This is a genomic window from Streptosporangium sp. NPDC002524, from assembly GCF_040295985.1.
Lineage (GTDB): Bacteria > Actinomycetota > Actinomycetes > Streptosporangiales > Streptosporangiaceae > Streptosporangium.
In genome coordinates, this window is record NZ_JBEOWK010000023.1 from 1 (window position 1) to 13,568 (window position 13,568).

14 protein-coding genes are annotated in these 13,568 nt (G+C 68.5%); 9 read left to right on the top strand and 5 right to left on the bottom strand.

The window, feature by feature from the left end; all coding sequences use genetic code 11:
* Positions 1-281, bottom strand: a 281-nt coding sequence (locus ABT053_RS32200; RefSeq protein WP_350974142.1) for a TCP-1/cpn60 chaperonin family protein, incomplete at its 3' end; no start/stop codon positions are given.
* 256 nt (positions 282-537) lie between these two features.
* Here ABT053_RS32200 and ABT053_RS32205 point away from each other — a divergent pair.
* Positions 538-1,152 (top strand): TetR/AcrR family transcriptional regulator, encoded by a 615-nt coding sequence (locus ABT053_RS32205; protein WP_350974144.1) that lies wholly within the window; start codon positions 538-540, stop codon positions 1,150-1,152.
* A 226-nt stretch (positions 1,153-1,378) separates the two neighbouring features.
* On the opposite strand, the gene ABT053_RS32210 is transcribed toward ABT053_RS32205, so the two are convergent.
* Together ABT053_RS32210 and ABT053_RS32215 are read right to left on the bottom strand one after the other, a co-directional pair.
* Positions 1,379-2,530 carry a GDSL-type esterase/lipase family protein gene (locus tag ABT053_RS32210; protein ID WP_350974146.1) on the bottom strand — a complete coding sequence of 384 codons (1,152 nt, stop codon included), beginning with the start codon at positions 2,528-2,530 and terminating at the stop codon, positions 1,379-1,381.
* A complete protein-coding gene (locus tag ABT053_RS32215; protein WP_350974148.1) occupies positions 2,527-3,012 on the bottom strand; it encodes an FBP domain-containing protein in 486 nt (161 codons plus the stop codon). Before ABT053_RS32215 ends, ABT053_RS32210 begins: the two co-directional genes overlap by 4 nt.
* A gap of 82 nt (positions 3,013-3,094) precedes the next feature.
* On the opposite strand from ABT053_RS32215, the gene ABT053_RS32220 reads away from it, so the two are divergent.
* From ABT053_RS32220 to ABT053_RS32230, 3 genes are read left to right on the top strand one after another with little or no spacing between them, the layout of a single operon-like run.
* Positions 3,095-3,691 (top strand): TetR-like C-terminal domain-containing protein, encoded by a 597-nt coding sequence (locus ABT053_RS32220; protein ID WP_350974151.1) that lies wholly within the window; start codon positions 3,095-3,097, stop codon positions 3,689-3,691.
* A gap of 40 nt (positions 3,692-3,731) precedes the next feature.
* Positions 3,732-4,187 carry an ArsR/SmtB family transcription factor gene (locus ABT053_RS32225; protein ID WP_350974154.1) on the top strand — a complete coding sequence of 152 codons (456 nt, stop codon included), beginning with the start codon at positions 3,732-3,734 and terminating at the stop codon, positions 4,185-4,187.
* On the top strand, positions 4,184-4,747 hold the full coding sequence (locus tag ABT053_RS32230) for an SRPBCC domain-containing protein (protein ID WP_350974156.1): 564 nt from the start codon (positions 4,184-4,186) through the stop codon (positions 4,745-4,747). Before ABT053_RS32225 ends, ABT053_RS32230 begins: the two co-directional genes overlap by 4 nt.
* A gap of 118 nt (positions 4,748-4,865) precedes the next feature.
* On the opposite strand, the gene ABT053_RS32235 is transcribed toward ABT053_RS32230, so the two are convergent.
* The gene (locus tag ABT053_RS32235) at positions 4,866-5,297 is read right to left on the bottom strand and encodes a hypothetical protein (protein WP_350974159.1); all 432 of its coding nucleotides are present in this window, start codon (positions 5,295-5,297) and stop codon (positions 4,866-4,868) included.
* 939 nt (positions 5,298-6,236) lie between these two features.
* Between ABT053_RS32235 and ABT053_RS32240 the strand changes: the two genes are divergently transcribed.
* The 4 genes from ABT053_RS32240 to ABT053_RS32255 all read left to right on the top strand — a co-directional run bounded on the left by ABT053_RS32240 (position 6,237) and on the right by ABT053_RS32255 (position 10,756).
* Positions 6,237-6,923 (top strand): Crp/Fnr family transcriptional regulator, encoded by a 687-nt coding sequence (locus tag ABT053_RS32240; protein WP_350974161.1) that lies wholly within the window; start codon positions 6,237-6,239, stop codon positions 6,921-6,923.
* 78 nt (positions 6,924-7,001) lie between these two features.
* A complete protein-coding gene (locus ABT053_RS32245) occupies positions 7,002-7,802 on the top strand; it encodes a hypothetical protein (protein WP_350974164.1) in 801 nt (266 codons plus the stop codon).
* The gene (locus ABT053_RS32250) at positions 7,799-9,979 is read left to right on the top strand and encodes a hypothetical protein (protein ID WP_350974167.1); all 2,181 of its coding nucleotides are present in this window, start codon (positions 7,799-7,801) and stop codon (positions 9,977-9,979) included. The genes ABT053_RS32245 and ABT053_RS32250 overlap by 4 nt, the downstream gene beginning before the upstream one ends.
* Positions 9,980-9,982: 3 nt before the next feature.
* Positions 9,983-10,756, top strand: a complete 774-nt coding sequence (locus ABT053_RS32255) for a hypothetical protein (protein ID WP_350974168.1) — start codon at positions 9,983-9,985, stop codon at positions 10,754-10,756.
* A 55-nt stretch (positions 10,757-10,811) separates the two neighbouring features.
* Here ABT053_RS32255 and ABT053_RS32260 read toward each other — a convergent pair whose 3' ends face one another.
* Positions 10,812-11,327, bottom strand: coding sequence for a Pycsar system effector family protein (locus ABT053_RS32260; RefSeq protein WP_350974170.1), 516 nt, complete (start codon positions 11,325-11,327; stop codon positions 10,812-10,814).
* 323 nt (positions 11,328-11,650) lie between these two features.
* Here ABT053_RS32260 and ABT053_RS32265 point away from each other — a divergent pair, with 323 nt between their 5' ends.
* Positions 11,651-13,486 (top strand): C40 family peptidase, encoded by a 1,836-nt coding sequence (locus ABT053_RS32265; RefSeq protein ID WP_350974173.1) that lies wholly within the window; start codon positions 11,651-11,653, stop codon positions 13,484-13,486.
* Positions 13,487-13,568 lie beyond the last annotated feature (82 nt).

A 13,568-nucleotide genomic window follows, 5' to 3' on the forward strand; every position in this document is an offset into this window, starting at 1 on the left:
ACGGTGGCGGTGGTGGTGCCGTCGCCCGCGACGTCGTCGGTCTTCTTGGCGACTTCCTTGACGAGCTCGGCCCCGATCTTCTCCCACGGGTCCTCGAGCTCGATCTCCTTGGCGATGGAGACACCATCGTTGGTGATGGTGGGGGCGCCCCACTTCTTCTCCAGCACGACGTTACGGCCCTTGGGGCCGAGGGTCACCTTGACGGCGTCCGCGAGCTGGTTCATGCCACGCTCGAGACCGCGCCGGGCGTCCTCGTTAAACGCGATCATCTTCGACGTCATTCCTGCTCCTGATTCTCGATGGCTCTCAAATGCTCTTGATGGTTCTCGACGGTTCTTAACGAGGTTCTCCGGGACGGCGCCCGCGACGGACGGCCCACCGGCGGGCGGCCGACCCGCCGAAGGACCTCGCCGTCCCGGCACACGCCATGGGGTTGGCACTCTCCAGGCGTGAGTGCCAGGCGCTCCACCGCACTCTACTCACAACTTGCGTGTCACGCACATAGTGCGCGCTACGCAATGTCGATAGGATTGCCGCGTGAACGACGAAGCGATGGACCTCCGGGCACGCAACAGCCAGGCCACCCGGGAGGCGATCGGCCACGCCGCGCTGCGCCTGGCCATCGAGCAGGGCCCCAACGGGCTGGCCCTCGTCCGCGTCCACGACATCGCCACGGCCGCGGGGGTCTCGCCCCGCACCTACAACAACTACTTCTCCAGCAGGGCCGAGGCGATCTGCGCCTTCCAGGCCGACCAGTCCAGGCGCGTGGGGCAGGCACTGCGCTCGCGGCCCGCCGACGAGCCGCTCGGCCGGGCCGTCGTCGCGGCCGTGATCGAGCTCTACACCGACCCGGAGCCCGACAAGGCCGGCCTGCGCATGATCATGTCGACGCCCGAGCTGGAGGGCGAGGCGCTGAGGGCGTTCACCATGGCGGAGGGGCCGCTCGCCGAGGCGATCGCGGCGCGCACCGGCACCGACCCCGGGCGCGACCTGTTCCCCGCCGTCACGGCCGCCGCGGTCGCCGGTGCCATCCGCGTGGCGGGTCGGCACTGGCTGGAGCCCGGCAACACCGAGTCCTTCGCCACCACGCTGCGCCGCGCCCTGTCCTGCGTCCTGCCCGTCGCGCCGCCCGAAGGCCCGCTCGGTCGCTGACCACCGACACCGGATCCACCACCCCGGACGTCGAGACTGGGCCGACGTCCCGGCGCTCTGCGCTCGGTTCGACATCCCGATCCCCGAGGACTACCGGCGGTTCCGGTAGCGGTCTCCCGGTCCCGGCGCCGTGACCACGTACGTTCACCGGATTGGGTGATCACACGGTAGCTGTCCGCGTCCCCGGCGTCGGGCGGCCAGGAGGCCGGACGGGCTCGCCGGACCGTCAGGCGGACCCCTTGGTGGCGAACGGGCCATGGCCCTCGAACGCCTCGGCGGCGAAGCGCTCGCCGATCCTGCGGTGACCGGCGGCGTCCGGGTGGAGCTCGTCGGGCAGCGGCAGCTCGGCGTGGTCGGCCTCGCCGTACAGGGTGCGGCCGTCCAGGTAGTGCAGGTTCGGGTCGTCCCGGTTCGCGATGAGACGGGCGAGCTCGTCGCGGATGACGGTGAGCGTGAGGCGTCCGTCCACGGTGTCCGGCGAGGTGGCCACGGAGCGGAACGTCAGCCGCCCGCCGTCGAAGTGCGCCACGATGGGGCCGGGGGTGTCCTCCAGGAAGGGACACAGGATCGGCGAGACGACCAGCAGGGGCGCGCCGGGGTGACCTTCGCGGATGGTGTCGAGGAAGCCGTGCACCGCGGGGCCGAAGGCGCGCAGGCGCATCAGGTCGTGGTTGACCAGGTTGATGCCGATCTTGACGCTGATCAGGTCGGCGGGGGTGTCGCGCATGGCGCGGGCGGTGAACGGGTCGAGCAGGGCGTTGCCGCCCAGGCCCAGGTTGACCAGCTCCACCCCGGCGCGGACGGCGGCGAGCGCCGGCCAGGTGGTGCTGGGGCTCTCGGCGGCCGAGCCGTGACTGATGGAGCTGCCGTGGTGCAGCCACACCCGGCGGCCCGCGCCGGAGGCAGGGGTGAGCGGGGCGTCGGCGCGCAGCGCGACCAGCTCGGTGATCTCGCGCAGCGGCAGCCAGATCTCCACGTCCTTCTCGTGGTCGGGCAGGCCGGTGAACCGGACCGTCCTCTCGGGGGTGGGCAGCCCGCTGAACCGGGCCGTCCTCTCGCGGACCGGCGGGCCGGTGACGGCGGCGGTGCCCCGGCCGGTCAGGTGGCCGTCGACGAGCAGGTCGTAGAGGCCGTCCTCCGGCTCGGGCAGGCCGGGGTGGACGACCTTGGTCGGCAGCACGTCCAGCTCGACGGCGGTGGCGCGGGTGCGGAAGGCCAGCCGTACCCCCGACGGCTGGGCCTCCACGGCGGCCAGGTAGGCGTCGGGGAACTGGGCGCGGGCGCGGGCCGGCAGCCGGTGCGGCAGCAGGCCGTGGCCGGTGCGTTCCAGCTCCAGCGCGCCGCGCACGAGGCCGGGGGTGAGGGGGACGTCGATCACTGGGTCACCTTCCGCAGGAACCGGGTCACGTTGCCCGCGGTCCTGTCGATCTTCTCGTCGAGTGTGAGCGACTCGGGCATCCGCCCGCCGGGCCCGGCGTCCTTCTGTCCGCGCAGGTAGAGGGAGCAGGCCAGGTCGGTGCAGATGTAGGCGCCCACGGAGTCGCCGTCGCCGCCGGGCCGGCGGGCGGTCATCAGCGCCACGCCGTCGCCGGTGTGCGTGGTCAGGCAGAGCGAGCACATGGTGCGCCGCGCGTGCCCGGCGTGCGGGGCGGCCCGGCGCAGCGCCACCCCGACCAGCCGGTCGCCGTGCTCGGCGACCAGGTAGGCGCGGCCGGGGGACGCGGGGTCCCGCCAGCCCAGGAAGTCGAGGTCCTCCCACGGCCGGGCGTCGAGATCCCTCGGCACGGCGAGCCGTTTGACCTCGCCCTTGGTGCAGTTGACGAAGGAGGCGCGGATCTCGTGCTCGGAAATCGGTCTCATAGCTGAAAAGCTAGCTTCCATATACGCAGATCGCAAACTATTATGTATTTTCCTAGAGGTCCTAGGATAAGGAGAACGGTTGATGGCGCGTGCCGGGGTGACCGTCGAACGGCTGGCCGAGGCGGCGGCGGAGCTGGCCGACGAGGTGGGGCTGGAGAACGTGACCGTCTCGGAGCTCGCGCGCAGGTTCGGGGTGAAGGACGCGAGCCTGTACTCCCACATCAGGAACGCGCACGAGCTGCGGGTCCGGGTGGCCGTGCTGGCGCTGGCCGAGCTCGCCGACCGGGGCGCGGCGGCGCTGGCCGGGCGGGCGGGCAAGGACGCGCTGGTCGCCTTCGCCAACGTCTACCGCGACTACGCGGGGGAGCATCCGGGCAGGTACGCGGCGGCGCAGGTCGAGCTCGACCCGGAGACCGCGAGGGCGAGCGCGGCGCGGCGGCACTCGGACATGATGCGCGCCATCCTGCGTGGCTACTCGCTGGTGGAGCCCGACCAGACCGACGCTGTCCGGCTGCTGGGCAGCGCCTTCCACGGGTTCGTGAGCCTGGAGCGGGCGGGCGGCTTCCGCCATCATCCGCGCGGCGCGGACGAGTCCTGGGGCCGGGTGCTCGACACGCTCGACGTCGCGCTCCGCAACTGGCCGGTGAGCGCGGACGACTCCGGGCACGATGATAATTAATGCTTGACTTATATAAGCTGCAAGTGAAATTCTCGTTGCCGTGCAGGTCTTCGAGGCGCTCGCCGACCCCGTACGACGCCGGATGGTGGAGCTGCTCGCCGGCGGCGAACAGGGCGCGGGCGCGGTCGGCGAGATCGTCCGGGCGGAGTTCGGGATCTCGCGGCCGGCGGTGTCGCGGCACCTGCGGGTGCTGAGGGACTCCGGTCTCGTGACCGTCCGCGCGGACGACGCCCGGCGCCTGTACGCCGTCGAACCGATACCACCGCGGGAGGTCGACATCTGGCCGGATCGCTTTCGCCGGTTCTGGAGCCGGCGCCTGGACGCGCTGGGCACCGAGCTCGCGCGCGGCGGGCGCGAGCACCAGGACCGGGGTCGGGGTCGGGACTGGGATCGGGGTCGGGACCCGCGCGAGAACACCACCGGGACGCCGCCCGCGGACGGACCCCTTTCAACGGGGAACTCGGGGAACTCAACGAGGAACGAGGAAGACACGTGATCGACATCGTCAACCAGGTCAACGCCACCCACCGGGAGATCGGCGACCTCGCGGTCGCCACCGGCGCGGGGCGGTCGCTGCTCCTGCGCCGCGCCTACGACGCCCCGATCGAGGAGGTGTGGAGCGCCTGCACCGACGCCGACCGGATCGGCCGCTGGCTCGCCCCGATCGACGGTGACCTGCGGCCCGGCGGCACGTTCCAGCTCAAGGGCAACGCCGGCGGGACGATCCTGCGCTGCGAGGAACCCCATCTGATCAAGGTGACCTGGGCCCTCGGGGAGGGCATGGACACCGAGGTCGAGGTCCGCCTGGCACGCGGTGAGGACGGCGGCACCGTCCTTGAGCTGGAGCACGCCTCTCCCGCCGAGATCGTCGACGAGCTGGTACGCACCTACGGCCCCGGCGGCACGATCGGGATCGGCGGCGGCTGGGACCTCACCCTGCTCGCTCTCGACCTGTTCCTGAACGGCACCGCGTTCGACCCCGCGACCTGGGAGGACACCCCCGAGGCGAAGGAGTTCGCCACCCGCGGCTGCCACGCCTGGGGACCCGCGGTCTAGGCCGCCTGGGGGACCAGCGGCGACGACCTCGACGCGGCCATCGCGTTCGGGGTGCAGCACTTCGCCCCCGAGACGCCGGGGGAGGACAACGGCTGACCACCGCTGGGCGCGGACCGTACTAACCGGGAGAGCGCGTTCTGGCCCCATCCGCGTGGCCGGGAACTCCACCGCCGTGGGGTGGATTCGTGTTCGTCCGAGACCTGGCCCCACTTCGCCGTTCGGTGGTGAGCCTCCTTGCCACCATCTCGACCTTCCGGGGACCGATCACTTTGAGCCACACCAGCTCGCTGTCGTTGTTGTGAAGGTGAAGAAGGTGACGGGCCTCGGCCGGCCAGGCTCCGGTCCTCGGCAGATCCCTTACAACGGCCTCGTCAATCAAGTCGCCCCCGGCGTCCGGGCTGTCCATGGTCACATGGACGACGCCGAACAGCTCGATGATCGCGCTGTCGTCGGCTCCGCTCGTGAGGCCGATTGTCGCAGTGCTGGCGGCAGAGCCTGCGTGGACGACGACCGAGTCCAGGAAGTATCCGCGATAGGCGCTGAGGTCCATGCGCGACACGGTAGACGAGCATCGAGACCGGGGCACCCCGCCCCACCTCCTCAGCGGAGCCACCGCTGTTCTCCGGCGAAGCCCGCACGGTTAACCGGAGGTGGGGCGAGATCTCATTGGCGGTCAGAGCGAAAACGGCCATATAGGTGCTGGGCTCGTTCCACTTCCGGAAATCCGCCTCATGGCATGGTGCGGGACGGGGTGCCGGGTCAATCGCGCCAGGGAAACCCGCCGTAAGCAATCACGGCAGGGCGCCCTGGTTCGAGCCGGCCCGGCACTTCGCCGCCCAGTCAAATGAGTGTTCCGCAATGGCATTTTCATCGGTGAACAGCCGCCTCCAGGCCACCGGCACCCGCCAATCGCGGTTCTCTTCCTCGTCGCGCCGTTCGCGAGGTGAAGCGTCGTCGCCGTGATGGCCACCGTAGATGCGACCACGGAGAAGAGATCACTCGGCGAGCCTGACAGGCGGGTGATGGTCACTGCGGTTTGTCCGGATGAGCTGGTAGGCCCTGGGGGAGACCTTCAACACATCCAGGGCATGCCCGACGTTTTGGAGGTCTCTCCCGCCCGCACCAATGTGCCGGGACCGACGCCCCCGATCTGACCCCGACCATCCGATAATCATTCAAGATCGAGATACGTCATTGGCTGGATACACCCTCTCCTGTGGTGCGGAGGTAACGGACGAGAGTAGCTGACGGTAATAACCGGCCATATCAATCTCGTTTGCGAAGAAACAGGCGTAACAAGCTGCGATTCCCAAAAAGGAATCCCGATATCTACAGATAGAGGCATCCGTTATGAAGGAAAGGCATCGTTAACTCTTTTCGTGGATAGCATGTTCGCGCTGGCAGAGTGTTCGCCCTGCACCCCGGGAGGGTTTTCATGCGGCGGGTTCCGGCTTCGCCAGGAGCATCCCCTTGGCCGTCGGGAACGTTCTTGGAACGACTGCCGGAGTCATCCCGGCAAGCCTTGCTCACGCTGGGGGTCACCCGGACATACCCGGCTGATCATGCGCTGGTCCACCAGGGCGATGCCGGAAACCTCGTCTTCGTCGTCATCCACGGCCTGGTCAAGGTGACCGCGCGTACGGAGAACGGCAGAGAGTCTTTACTCGCGGTGCGAGTGCGAGGAGATGTGATCGGCGACATGGCCGTGCTGGACGGCTCGACTCGCTCGGCGACCGCTCTCACGTGCGGAGCGACTGTCACCGAACTGATCAAAGGCGAGGTTTTCCTGGAGTTCCTGCGGCGCCATCCCTCCGCCGCCCTGACGCTCAGCACCCTGATCAGTGACAGGCTGCGCTGGGCCAACCAGCGTCGACTGGAGTTCGCCGGATACAGCAGCGATGTGTGCCTGGCCCGGCTACTGCTGGCCGTGGCCGTCCGGCACGGCCGCCTCGGCCCTGACGGTGTGGACCTGGGCGTCCCGTTGACCCAGATCGAACTCGGTGGCCTGATCGGTGCCAAGGAGAGCACCGTCCAAAAGATCCTGCGCGCTCTGTCGGCGCGAGGCTTGGTACGCACCGGTCATCGACGGGTGATCGTCACCGATCTTCCAGGATTGACGGCTTTCGCAAACCTCGCTCCGATCCCTCCAGGAAATCATCCGGCGAAACCCTATTAATCCGGGTTCTCGAAAGCCGATCGTCCGCACAATCGACGCTGTCACACGACCGCAGGGCCGGGAAGCTGGGAGGGGCACATGCCTGATGACATGCCCGACGAACGGGAATACCGTCTGATGATCACGTCGGACGTCGAGGACTATGGAGGTCGCCGCGACGGCGACCAGGTGGAACTGCAAAAGACACTCATCCGGTTGTTCGACCTGGCTGCCGGGGCGGCGGGACTGGCGCTTCTGGACTGGAAGCGCCAGCCGCAGGGAGACGGTGAGTTCACCGTTCTGCCGCCGGGGACCGACACCACAGCTGTCTTGGGGCCCTTCATCACCGCTCTTGCCCAAGGCGTCGAGGCGGTCAACGAGGGACGGTTTCGCACGCGGCTGCGCCTGGCCGTGCACGGCGGGCACATCCACGTGGACGGCGCGGCCGGGTCGCCGGGCGGCCATGCCGTGCAGTCGGGGCGGCTGGTGGGGGCCGATCCGCTGCGCGCCGCCATGAGCGCGTGCCCGCAGGCCGGCCTCGGGGTGATCGTTTCGGATCGGATCTTCGAGGATTTCGTCGGGCAGGGCTACGGTGGCCCCTCCCCGGAGGACTTCCGTCACGTGCAGGTGAAGGCCAAGTCCCAGCAGTACCGCGCTTATGTCCATCTTCCCGGGCACAACGTGCACCGGCTTTCCGAGCTGGATGAGTACGACGTCGACCCCAAGGCGGACAAGGAGATGGGGGAGGCGGAGGAGAGCACCCGGTCCGGCAAGGTCAGCGCCGGCCGCGACTACTACGGAGGCAGTACCAACACCGCCAGCGGCAACGGCGTCGTGGTCTCGGGCGGCAGGGACGCTTTCTTCGGCGGGGACCGGCGAAGGGGGAGGCCCTCTCGATGAGTGAGTCCGCGTCTGAGCCGGAAGCCCCCGCCGCGCAGGCCCACGGGCAGGAGAACACGCCTCCGCCGGCGGAGGAGCCGGCGCAGACATTCGATCACGACGAGCGCGGCCGCTCAGACCAGGACGACGACGATGAGCGTGGCGGCCATCATGAGCGGAAGGAAGACGAGGCGCTGGCCAACCGCATCCGACAGGAGGAGAACCACCTGCGACTGCGGCTGGCCAGCCTGCAAAAGCTCAAGGCCGGCCAGGACGCGACAGCAGGGCGTGATTGGTTCGGCGGCCCCGTCAACCACGCCAGCGACCACGCCCAGGTCTACGGCGCCGGCCGCGACCTCTACAACGTCATCTCGTCCGACGGCCCGCCGGTGCAAAGCGTTCCGGTCATCGCAGAGCACCTGGAACGGCTCAAAGCCTGCCTGGTTCCCACCGAATCCCAGGCCCGGCTGGCCGGGTTGCTGGTCGATGAGCCCCTTTTGCTGCTGCGCGGCCCCCGCGACACCGGCAGGACCATGACCGCCATCGCCGCGCTGCTGGAGGTCACCCAGTCGTGTCACCGGTTGATGATCAGAGGTGAGCCCATCCACGTTGACGGGAGTCACCTGGACACAGGGGTCGGCTACCTTCTGGTCGCCGACGAAAGCTCCTGGACGGCACAGCTGGAGGAGGCCGCCCACTACCTGTCGGCCGTGGCGGCGCGCCGTGAGTGCCGCATCGTCGTTTTGACCGGTCCCGGCCACGACCTTCCCCACCGCGTGGTGGACCACGTGCCGCCCGCCGCCGACCAGGTCTTTCGAAAGACCTTCACCTACCTGCTCAGCGATCCGGACGCCTGGCAGGCGCACGGGCTGGACGAGCATGACATCGTCGGCCGGCTGTCGGGTTGCCAGCCGGCCGACGCGCTGCGGCTGGCCGAGCAACTGGCCAACGGCGTGCGGCAGAACCAGGCCGTAGCCGATGTGCTGAACGCTCAGCCGCTGTTCACCCGCACGCGGTTTCACCGGCATTTCGACGAGGAACCGACGAGATTCGGCCGGTGCTTCCTGGTGAGCAGTGCCGTGCTGCACGGCCTGCCCGAACCGGTCGTCTCGCAGGCAGCCCTCGGTCTTTCCCGGCAGATTCTCGACGGGAGGCAGGAGAGCGAGAAGTATGACGACACTCCGATCTGGGAGCGGCTCGGCACCTGGCTGAGCTACTCGGGGATCAGCACCGTGCAGGGCGATCGACGCGGCGCGGGGCGGCGCCTGCAGTTGCGCGACGAGCTCGCCCCCCTGCTCCTGCCGATGATCTGGGAGGAGCTGCCGGCTGTTCGCGAACACCTCTACGCCTGGCTGCGCCGTCTCGGCGAAAGCGGCGACGAGCATGTGCGGATCAAGGTCGCGCACGCGGTCGGCCTGCTCGCGACCTGCGACTTCGACCTGATCGACAAAGAGTTCCTCGACGGATGGAGCCGCTCCTCCAAGATCGGACCGAAGCAGCTCGCCGCCTGGGCGCTGGAAGCCGCGGCCAGTGATCCGGAGATACGAGACCGGGTGCACGCGCTGCTTCGCACATGGTCTGAGATCGGCCCCTATGAGCGGCGGACCACCGCGGCGATCGCCTACGGCTCGCGAACGGGGACGCAGAACATCGATGAGGTGTTCAAGTCGTTCCGCGTGATCACCCTGACCACGAAAAGCTACTGGCTCTGCGATGCCGTGGCCCGATCCATCGCCGATATCTACGGGACCGACACCGCGCGGCCTATCGCCACGGAGCTGGCCCTGTGGGCGCGCGCGGATGCGTTCGGCGGACGGCTCGCCGCCGCGCTCGCGCTCGCGCGGCTCAGCCCGCTACGCCACAACGGCACCCGCCCGGCCCTGCTCGACCATTCCACGGATGACGACCTGATCGCCTTGTGGACCGGCTCTTTGGAGCTGAGCCTGTCTCCTGACGAGATGGCGGGGCGGGGTTCGGGCCTGGCCGGCCGGCTGTGGCAGCTGTTCACCGACTGGGTGCGCGAGTGGGAGGAGCGCCCGTCGCTGCGACCGGTCCTCGAAGGCGTCTTCGAAGCCGGCAGGTCAGGCCCCCTGCGGCTGCGCCGCACCTACGAGCTCTACCTGCTGCTGTGGCAGCGCGACAAGACCGTTTCCGTTCCGCTCTTTCGCCATCTGACCCGCATCCTGAAGGACGGTTGACCGATGTCGTTCCTCATCCAGCGTTTCAACGCCGCCCCCGAACCCTCACTTCCCGAAGTGAGCGACGCCCTGACCTTCAGCGCACCCGCGTTCGGGGAGGGGTTCGACTTCACCGTGGCGGTGCGCCTGTCCTGGCTGCCCAGTGGCAGACGCGGCGCATGGACCCCAGACCGGGAAGAGGTCGACTGCGTCGGCGACCTCGTGCGGCAGACGGTCCGCGCCACGACGCGCGACCACTCCATCTTCGAGCCGGGCGCGGCCGAAAAAGCGGTCAACGAGGTTCTCGATCGTCGCCTCACCGCGGCGTCACGCGCTGAAAGCGCGATCGTCTTCCGCTGGAGCGCGAAGGCCGAACTCGAAGTGCCCGAGGACGTGAAGATGATCAGACGCACTCATCTGATCAACATGTACGAGATCGAAGCGCGGGCAGAGGCCACGAAACTAAGAGTGAAAAAGCTCAAGGAATCCAGCGAGGTCTACGAAGAGCTTCTGTCCGAAGTCACCAAGAGCTCGTTCGCCCGCTACGCCATACGACTGACCGAGAACCCCGGTGACACGGCCGACATCTTCGAGCAGATGCTCGACGCCCGCCGGGAGGACGCCGAGAAACTTCTCATTCTCGTCGCGAAGATTGTGAACGCCCAGCGGTCGGCGAATGTCTACGATCTCGTTCTCGCCAGCGACAGCGCACTGCGCGAGGCCTTCGAGCGACTCGGGATCCCGTTGCCGGCGGCCGGCCCCGACTCCCTGTTCGCTCCCCTGGAAGAGGTCTCCTAACGCACGGCCACGGCTCACGCCCTCGCGCCGAAGGTGCCCCTCCGTCTGAAGGGAATCAGCCGGTCAGGGCCGTCAGCGCCAGCCAGGTGACGATGGCGAAGGGCATCAAGGCCATCCAGGGCAGGCTGCGCCGAATCCGCTCGTGCTTGCGCAGCGCGACGTCAGCGAGAGTGGAGATCAGCGACCACGCCTCGCGCTGTTGTTCCGCCGCACTGGCGGGCGAGGGCACCTCCGCTGCCCGGATCAGACCGAACCTGTTGGGTCCCGCCGGTTTGGTGAGGCGGGGGCGCAGGGCGGCGACGAGATGATGCCCGGCGACGAGGCACCCGGCCGCGAAGAGCACAACCAAGATGACCATGGCGACCGCCGGCGGCGAACCGCTTCTCCACGCCTGGCCCAGGTCACCGGCCTGGGTGGCGGCGACCGCGGTGAATCCGAGATGGACGGTGGCCACCGTGGCCAGCTTGGCATCAGCCTGCTGGACATAGCCATGAAAGATCGTGAGAGCTTGCAAAGCGATGTTCAGCGACTCGACCGCGTTCAGCTCGTCGTTCGCCTTGCGTCGCACCATCGAAACCTCCAGAGGAGCGGTCCTACCGGGACACCTCCACCTTCGGCCCCCCTCCGACGCACACACCCGCATTTCCGCTGCCTTCACCCTTCCTTTCCGATCGTTACGACCCAGCGGTGAGAACTTTGGCGCTGGTACGAGGGGTGAGCCGACCACCGTGGCCGTACGACCTGCCTCAGGCGGGGTCTCGCCCCGCACCCGAGGCAGGCCGTATTCCGTCCCATCTCAGGTGAGGTGCCAGGAAGGGCAGGGGGTGGCCGGTAGAGCGGGTTGGCGGCGGGCGATTCACCAGAGGTCAGCGGGATGGGGCCGAGGCGGCCGCGGTGGCCGTGGCGGCCGCGGCTGCGCCGCGTACCGCGGCGGCGAGCGCGGCGCGGATCGACTCGGCTCATCGCGTCGCAACCTTTGGAGCCGGTTTGGATCGTATTTGGATCGGCACGACCGAAGCTCCCGTCATGACACATCATTCGGGGAACACGCTTCTCCGGTCCCGCGGTCTGTGGGCGATGCTGGCGGTCACCGTCACCGTCACCGTCATCGCCTCGGGCACGGTCGCCGTCTCCGCACCGGCCGCGGCGGCCGAGGCGACCCGTCCGGCCGTCACCTCGGCCGAGCGGGAGCCGCCGCCCGGAGACCCGCCGCTGCCGGAGTATCCCGGCCTGCCGACGGACGGACCGGCACGGTCGTTCGCGGTCACGACCACACCCGTGCCCTGCGACAAAAACGGCGCCGACAAGGCCATGACCCGGAGCCAGGCGCTCACCCGGGCACGCAGCTGGCTGACCGTCGGCATCCCCTACAGCCAGTCGAGGTGCTACCGCAACTCGTACGGCGACTACCGCACGGACTGTTCCGGATTCGTCTCGATGGCGTGGGGCCTTGGCGGATCCGGCAGTGCCTTCTGGACCGGCAACCTGATGGACAGGGCGTCCACGATCTCCCGGAGCAGCCTGCAGCCGGGGGACGCGCTCCTGCGGCACACCGGCGATCCGTCCGAGAACCATGTGGCGTTGTTCGTCCGGTGGGGGGACAGTGCCCACACCCAGCCGGTCGTCATCGAGCAGACCGGCAGCGCGGGCACCATCTCGCGCACCTGGTCCGCGAGCTACGCCGGCCTCTACACACCCATCCGCTACGACAACATCGTCGGCGGAGGGGGCGGGGGAGGAGTCGAGGCTCCGGCGATGATGCGTGACGACGGTGACGGCACCATGACGATCTGGCGCTGGAGCTCCAACGGGTCCGCTTTCAGTCATTCGACGAACTACGAGTCCGGGGGTTGGACGACTTCGGCGACGGGTGATCGGGTGGCGGCCGGGGACGTCGACGGTGACGGCAGCGCCGACATCGTGGCGGCGTATCCGGATCCCGATGGTGGTTTCAGTTTCCATGTCTGGAAGAACGGTGGTTCTTACGCGGGTAAGTGGTATTCGTCTCCTGGTTCGTTCGCTCTGGGGCCTGTTGGTGGGCGTTTGGTGGTGGCTGATTTCACCAACGACGGTAAGGCGGAGCCCGCCATGATGCGTGATGACGGGGACGGCACCATGACGATCTGGCGGTGGACCTCCAGCGGATCCGCTTTCAGTCGTACGACGAACTACGAGTCCGGGGGTTGGACGACTTCGGCGACGGGTGATCGGGTGGCGGCCGGGGACGTCGACGGTGACGGCAGCAGCGACATCGTGGCGGCGTATCCGGATCCCGATGGTGGTTTCAGTTTCCATGTCTGGAAGAACGGTGGTTCTTACGCGGGTAAGTGGTATTCGTCTCCTGGTTCGTTCGCTCTGGGGCCTGTTGGTGGGCGTTTGGTGGTGGCTGATTTCACCAACGACGGCAAGGCGGAGCCCGCCATGATGCGTGATGACGGGGACGGCACCATGACGATCTGGCGGTGGGCCTCCAGCGGGTCCGCTTTCAGTCATTCGACGAATTACGAGTCCGGGGGCTGGACCATCTCGGCGACGGGTGACCGCGTCGCGGCCGGGGACGTCGACGGTGACGGCAGCGCCGACATCGTGGCGGCGTATCCGGATCCCGATGGTGGTTTCAGCTTCCACGTCTGGAAGAACGGCGGCTCCTACGCCGGTAAGTGGTACTCCTCTCCCAGCCCCTTCGCGCTCGGCCCCGTCGACGGACGCCTCGTCATGGGTGCCTGGTAGCGGGTGAGCGGGTGAGCGGGTGAGTGTGTGACACGACGGGTGGGCCGGCGCCGGAAAGCGACGGCCCACCCGTAACCGCGTT

Bases quoted from the DNA above. Each gene is read 5' to 3' on its own strand.
- ABT053_RS32215 (WP_350974148.1), bottom strand. From the start codon at position 3,012: ATGAGACCGATTTCCGAGCACGAGATCCGCGCCTCCTTCGTCAACTGC.
- ABT053_RS32220 (WP_350974151.1), top strand. From the start codon at position 3,095: ATGGCGCGTGCCGGGGTGACCGTCGAACGGCTGGCCGAGGCGGCGGCG.
- ABT053_RS32235 (WP_350974159.1), bottom strand. From the start codon at position 5,297: ATGGACCTCAGCGCCTATCGCGGATACTTCCTGGACTCGGTCGTCGTC.
- ABT053_RS32245 (WP_350974164.1), top strand. From the start codon at position 7,002: ATGCCTGATGACATGCCCGACGAACGGGAATACCGTCTGATGATCACG.
- ABT053_RS32250 (WP_350974167.1), top strand. From the start codon at position 7,799: ATGAGTGAGTCCGCGTCTGAGCCGGAAGCCCCCGCCGCGCAGGCCCAC.
- ABT053_RS32255 (WP_350974168.1), top strand. From the start codon at position 9,983: ATGTCGTTCCTCATCCAGCGTTTCAACGCCGCCCCCGAACCCTCACTT.
- ABT053_RS32260 (WP_350974170.1), bottom strand. From the start codon at position 11,327: ATGGTGCGACGCAAGGCGAACGACGAGCTGAACGCGGTCGAGTCGCTG.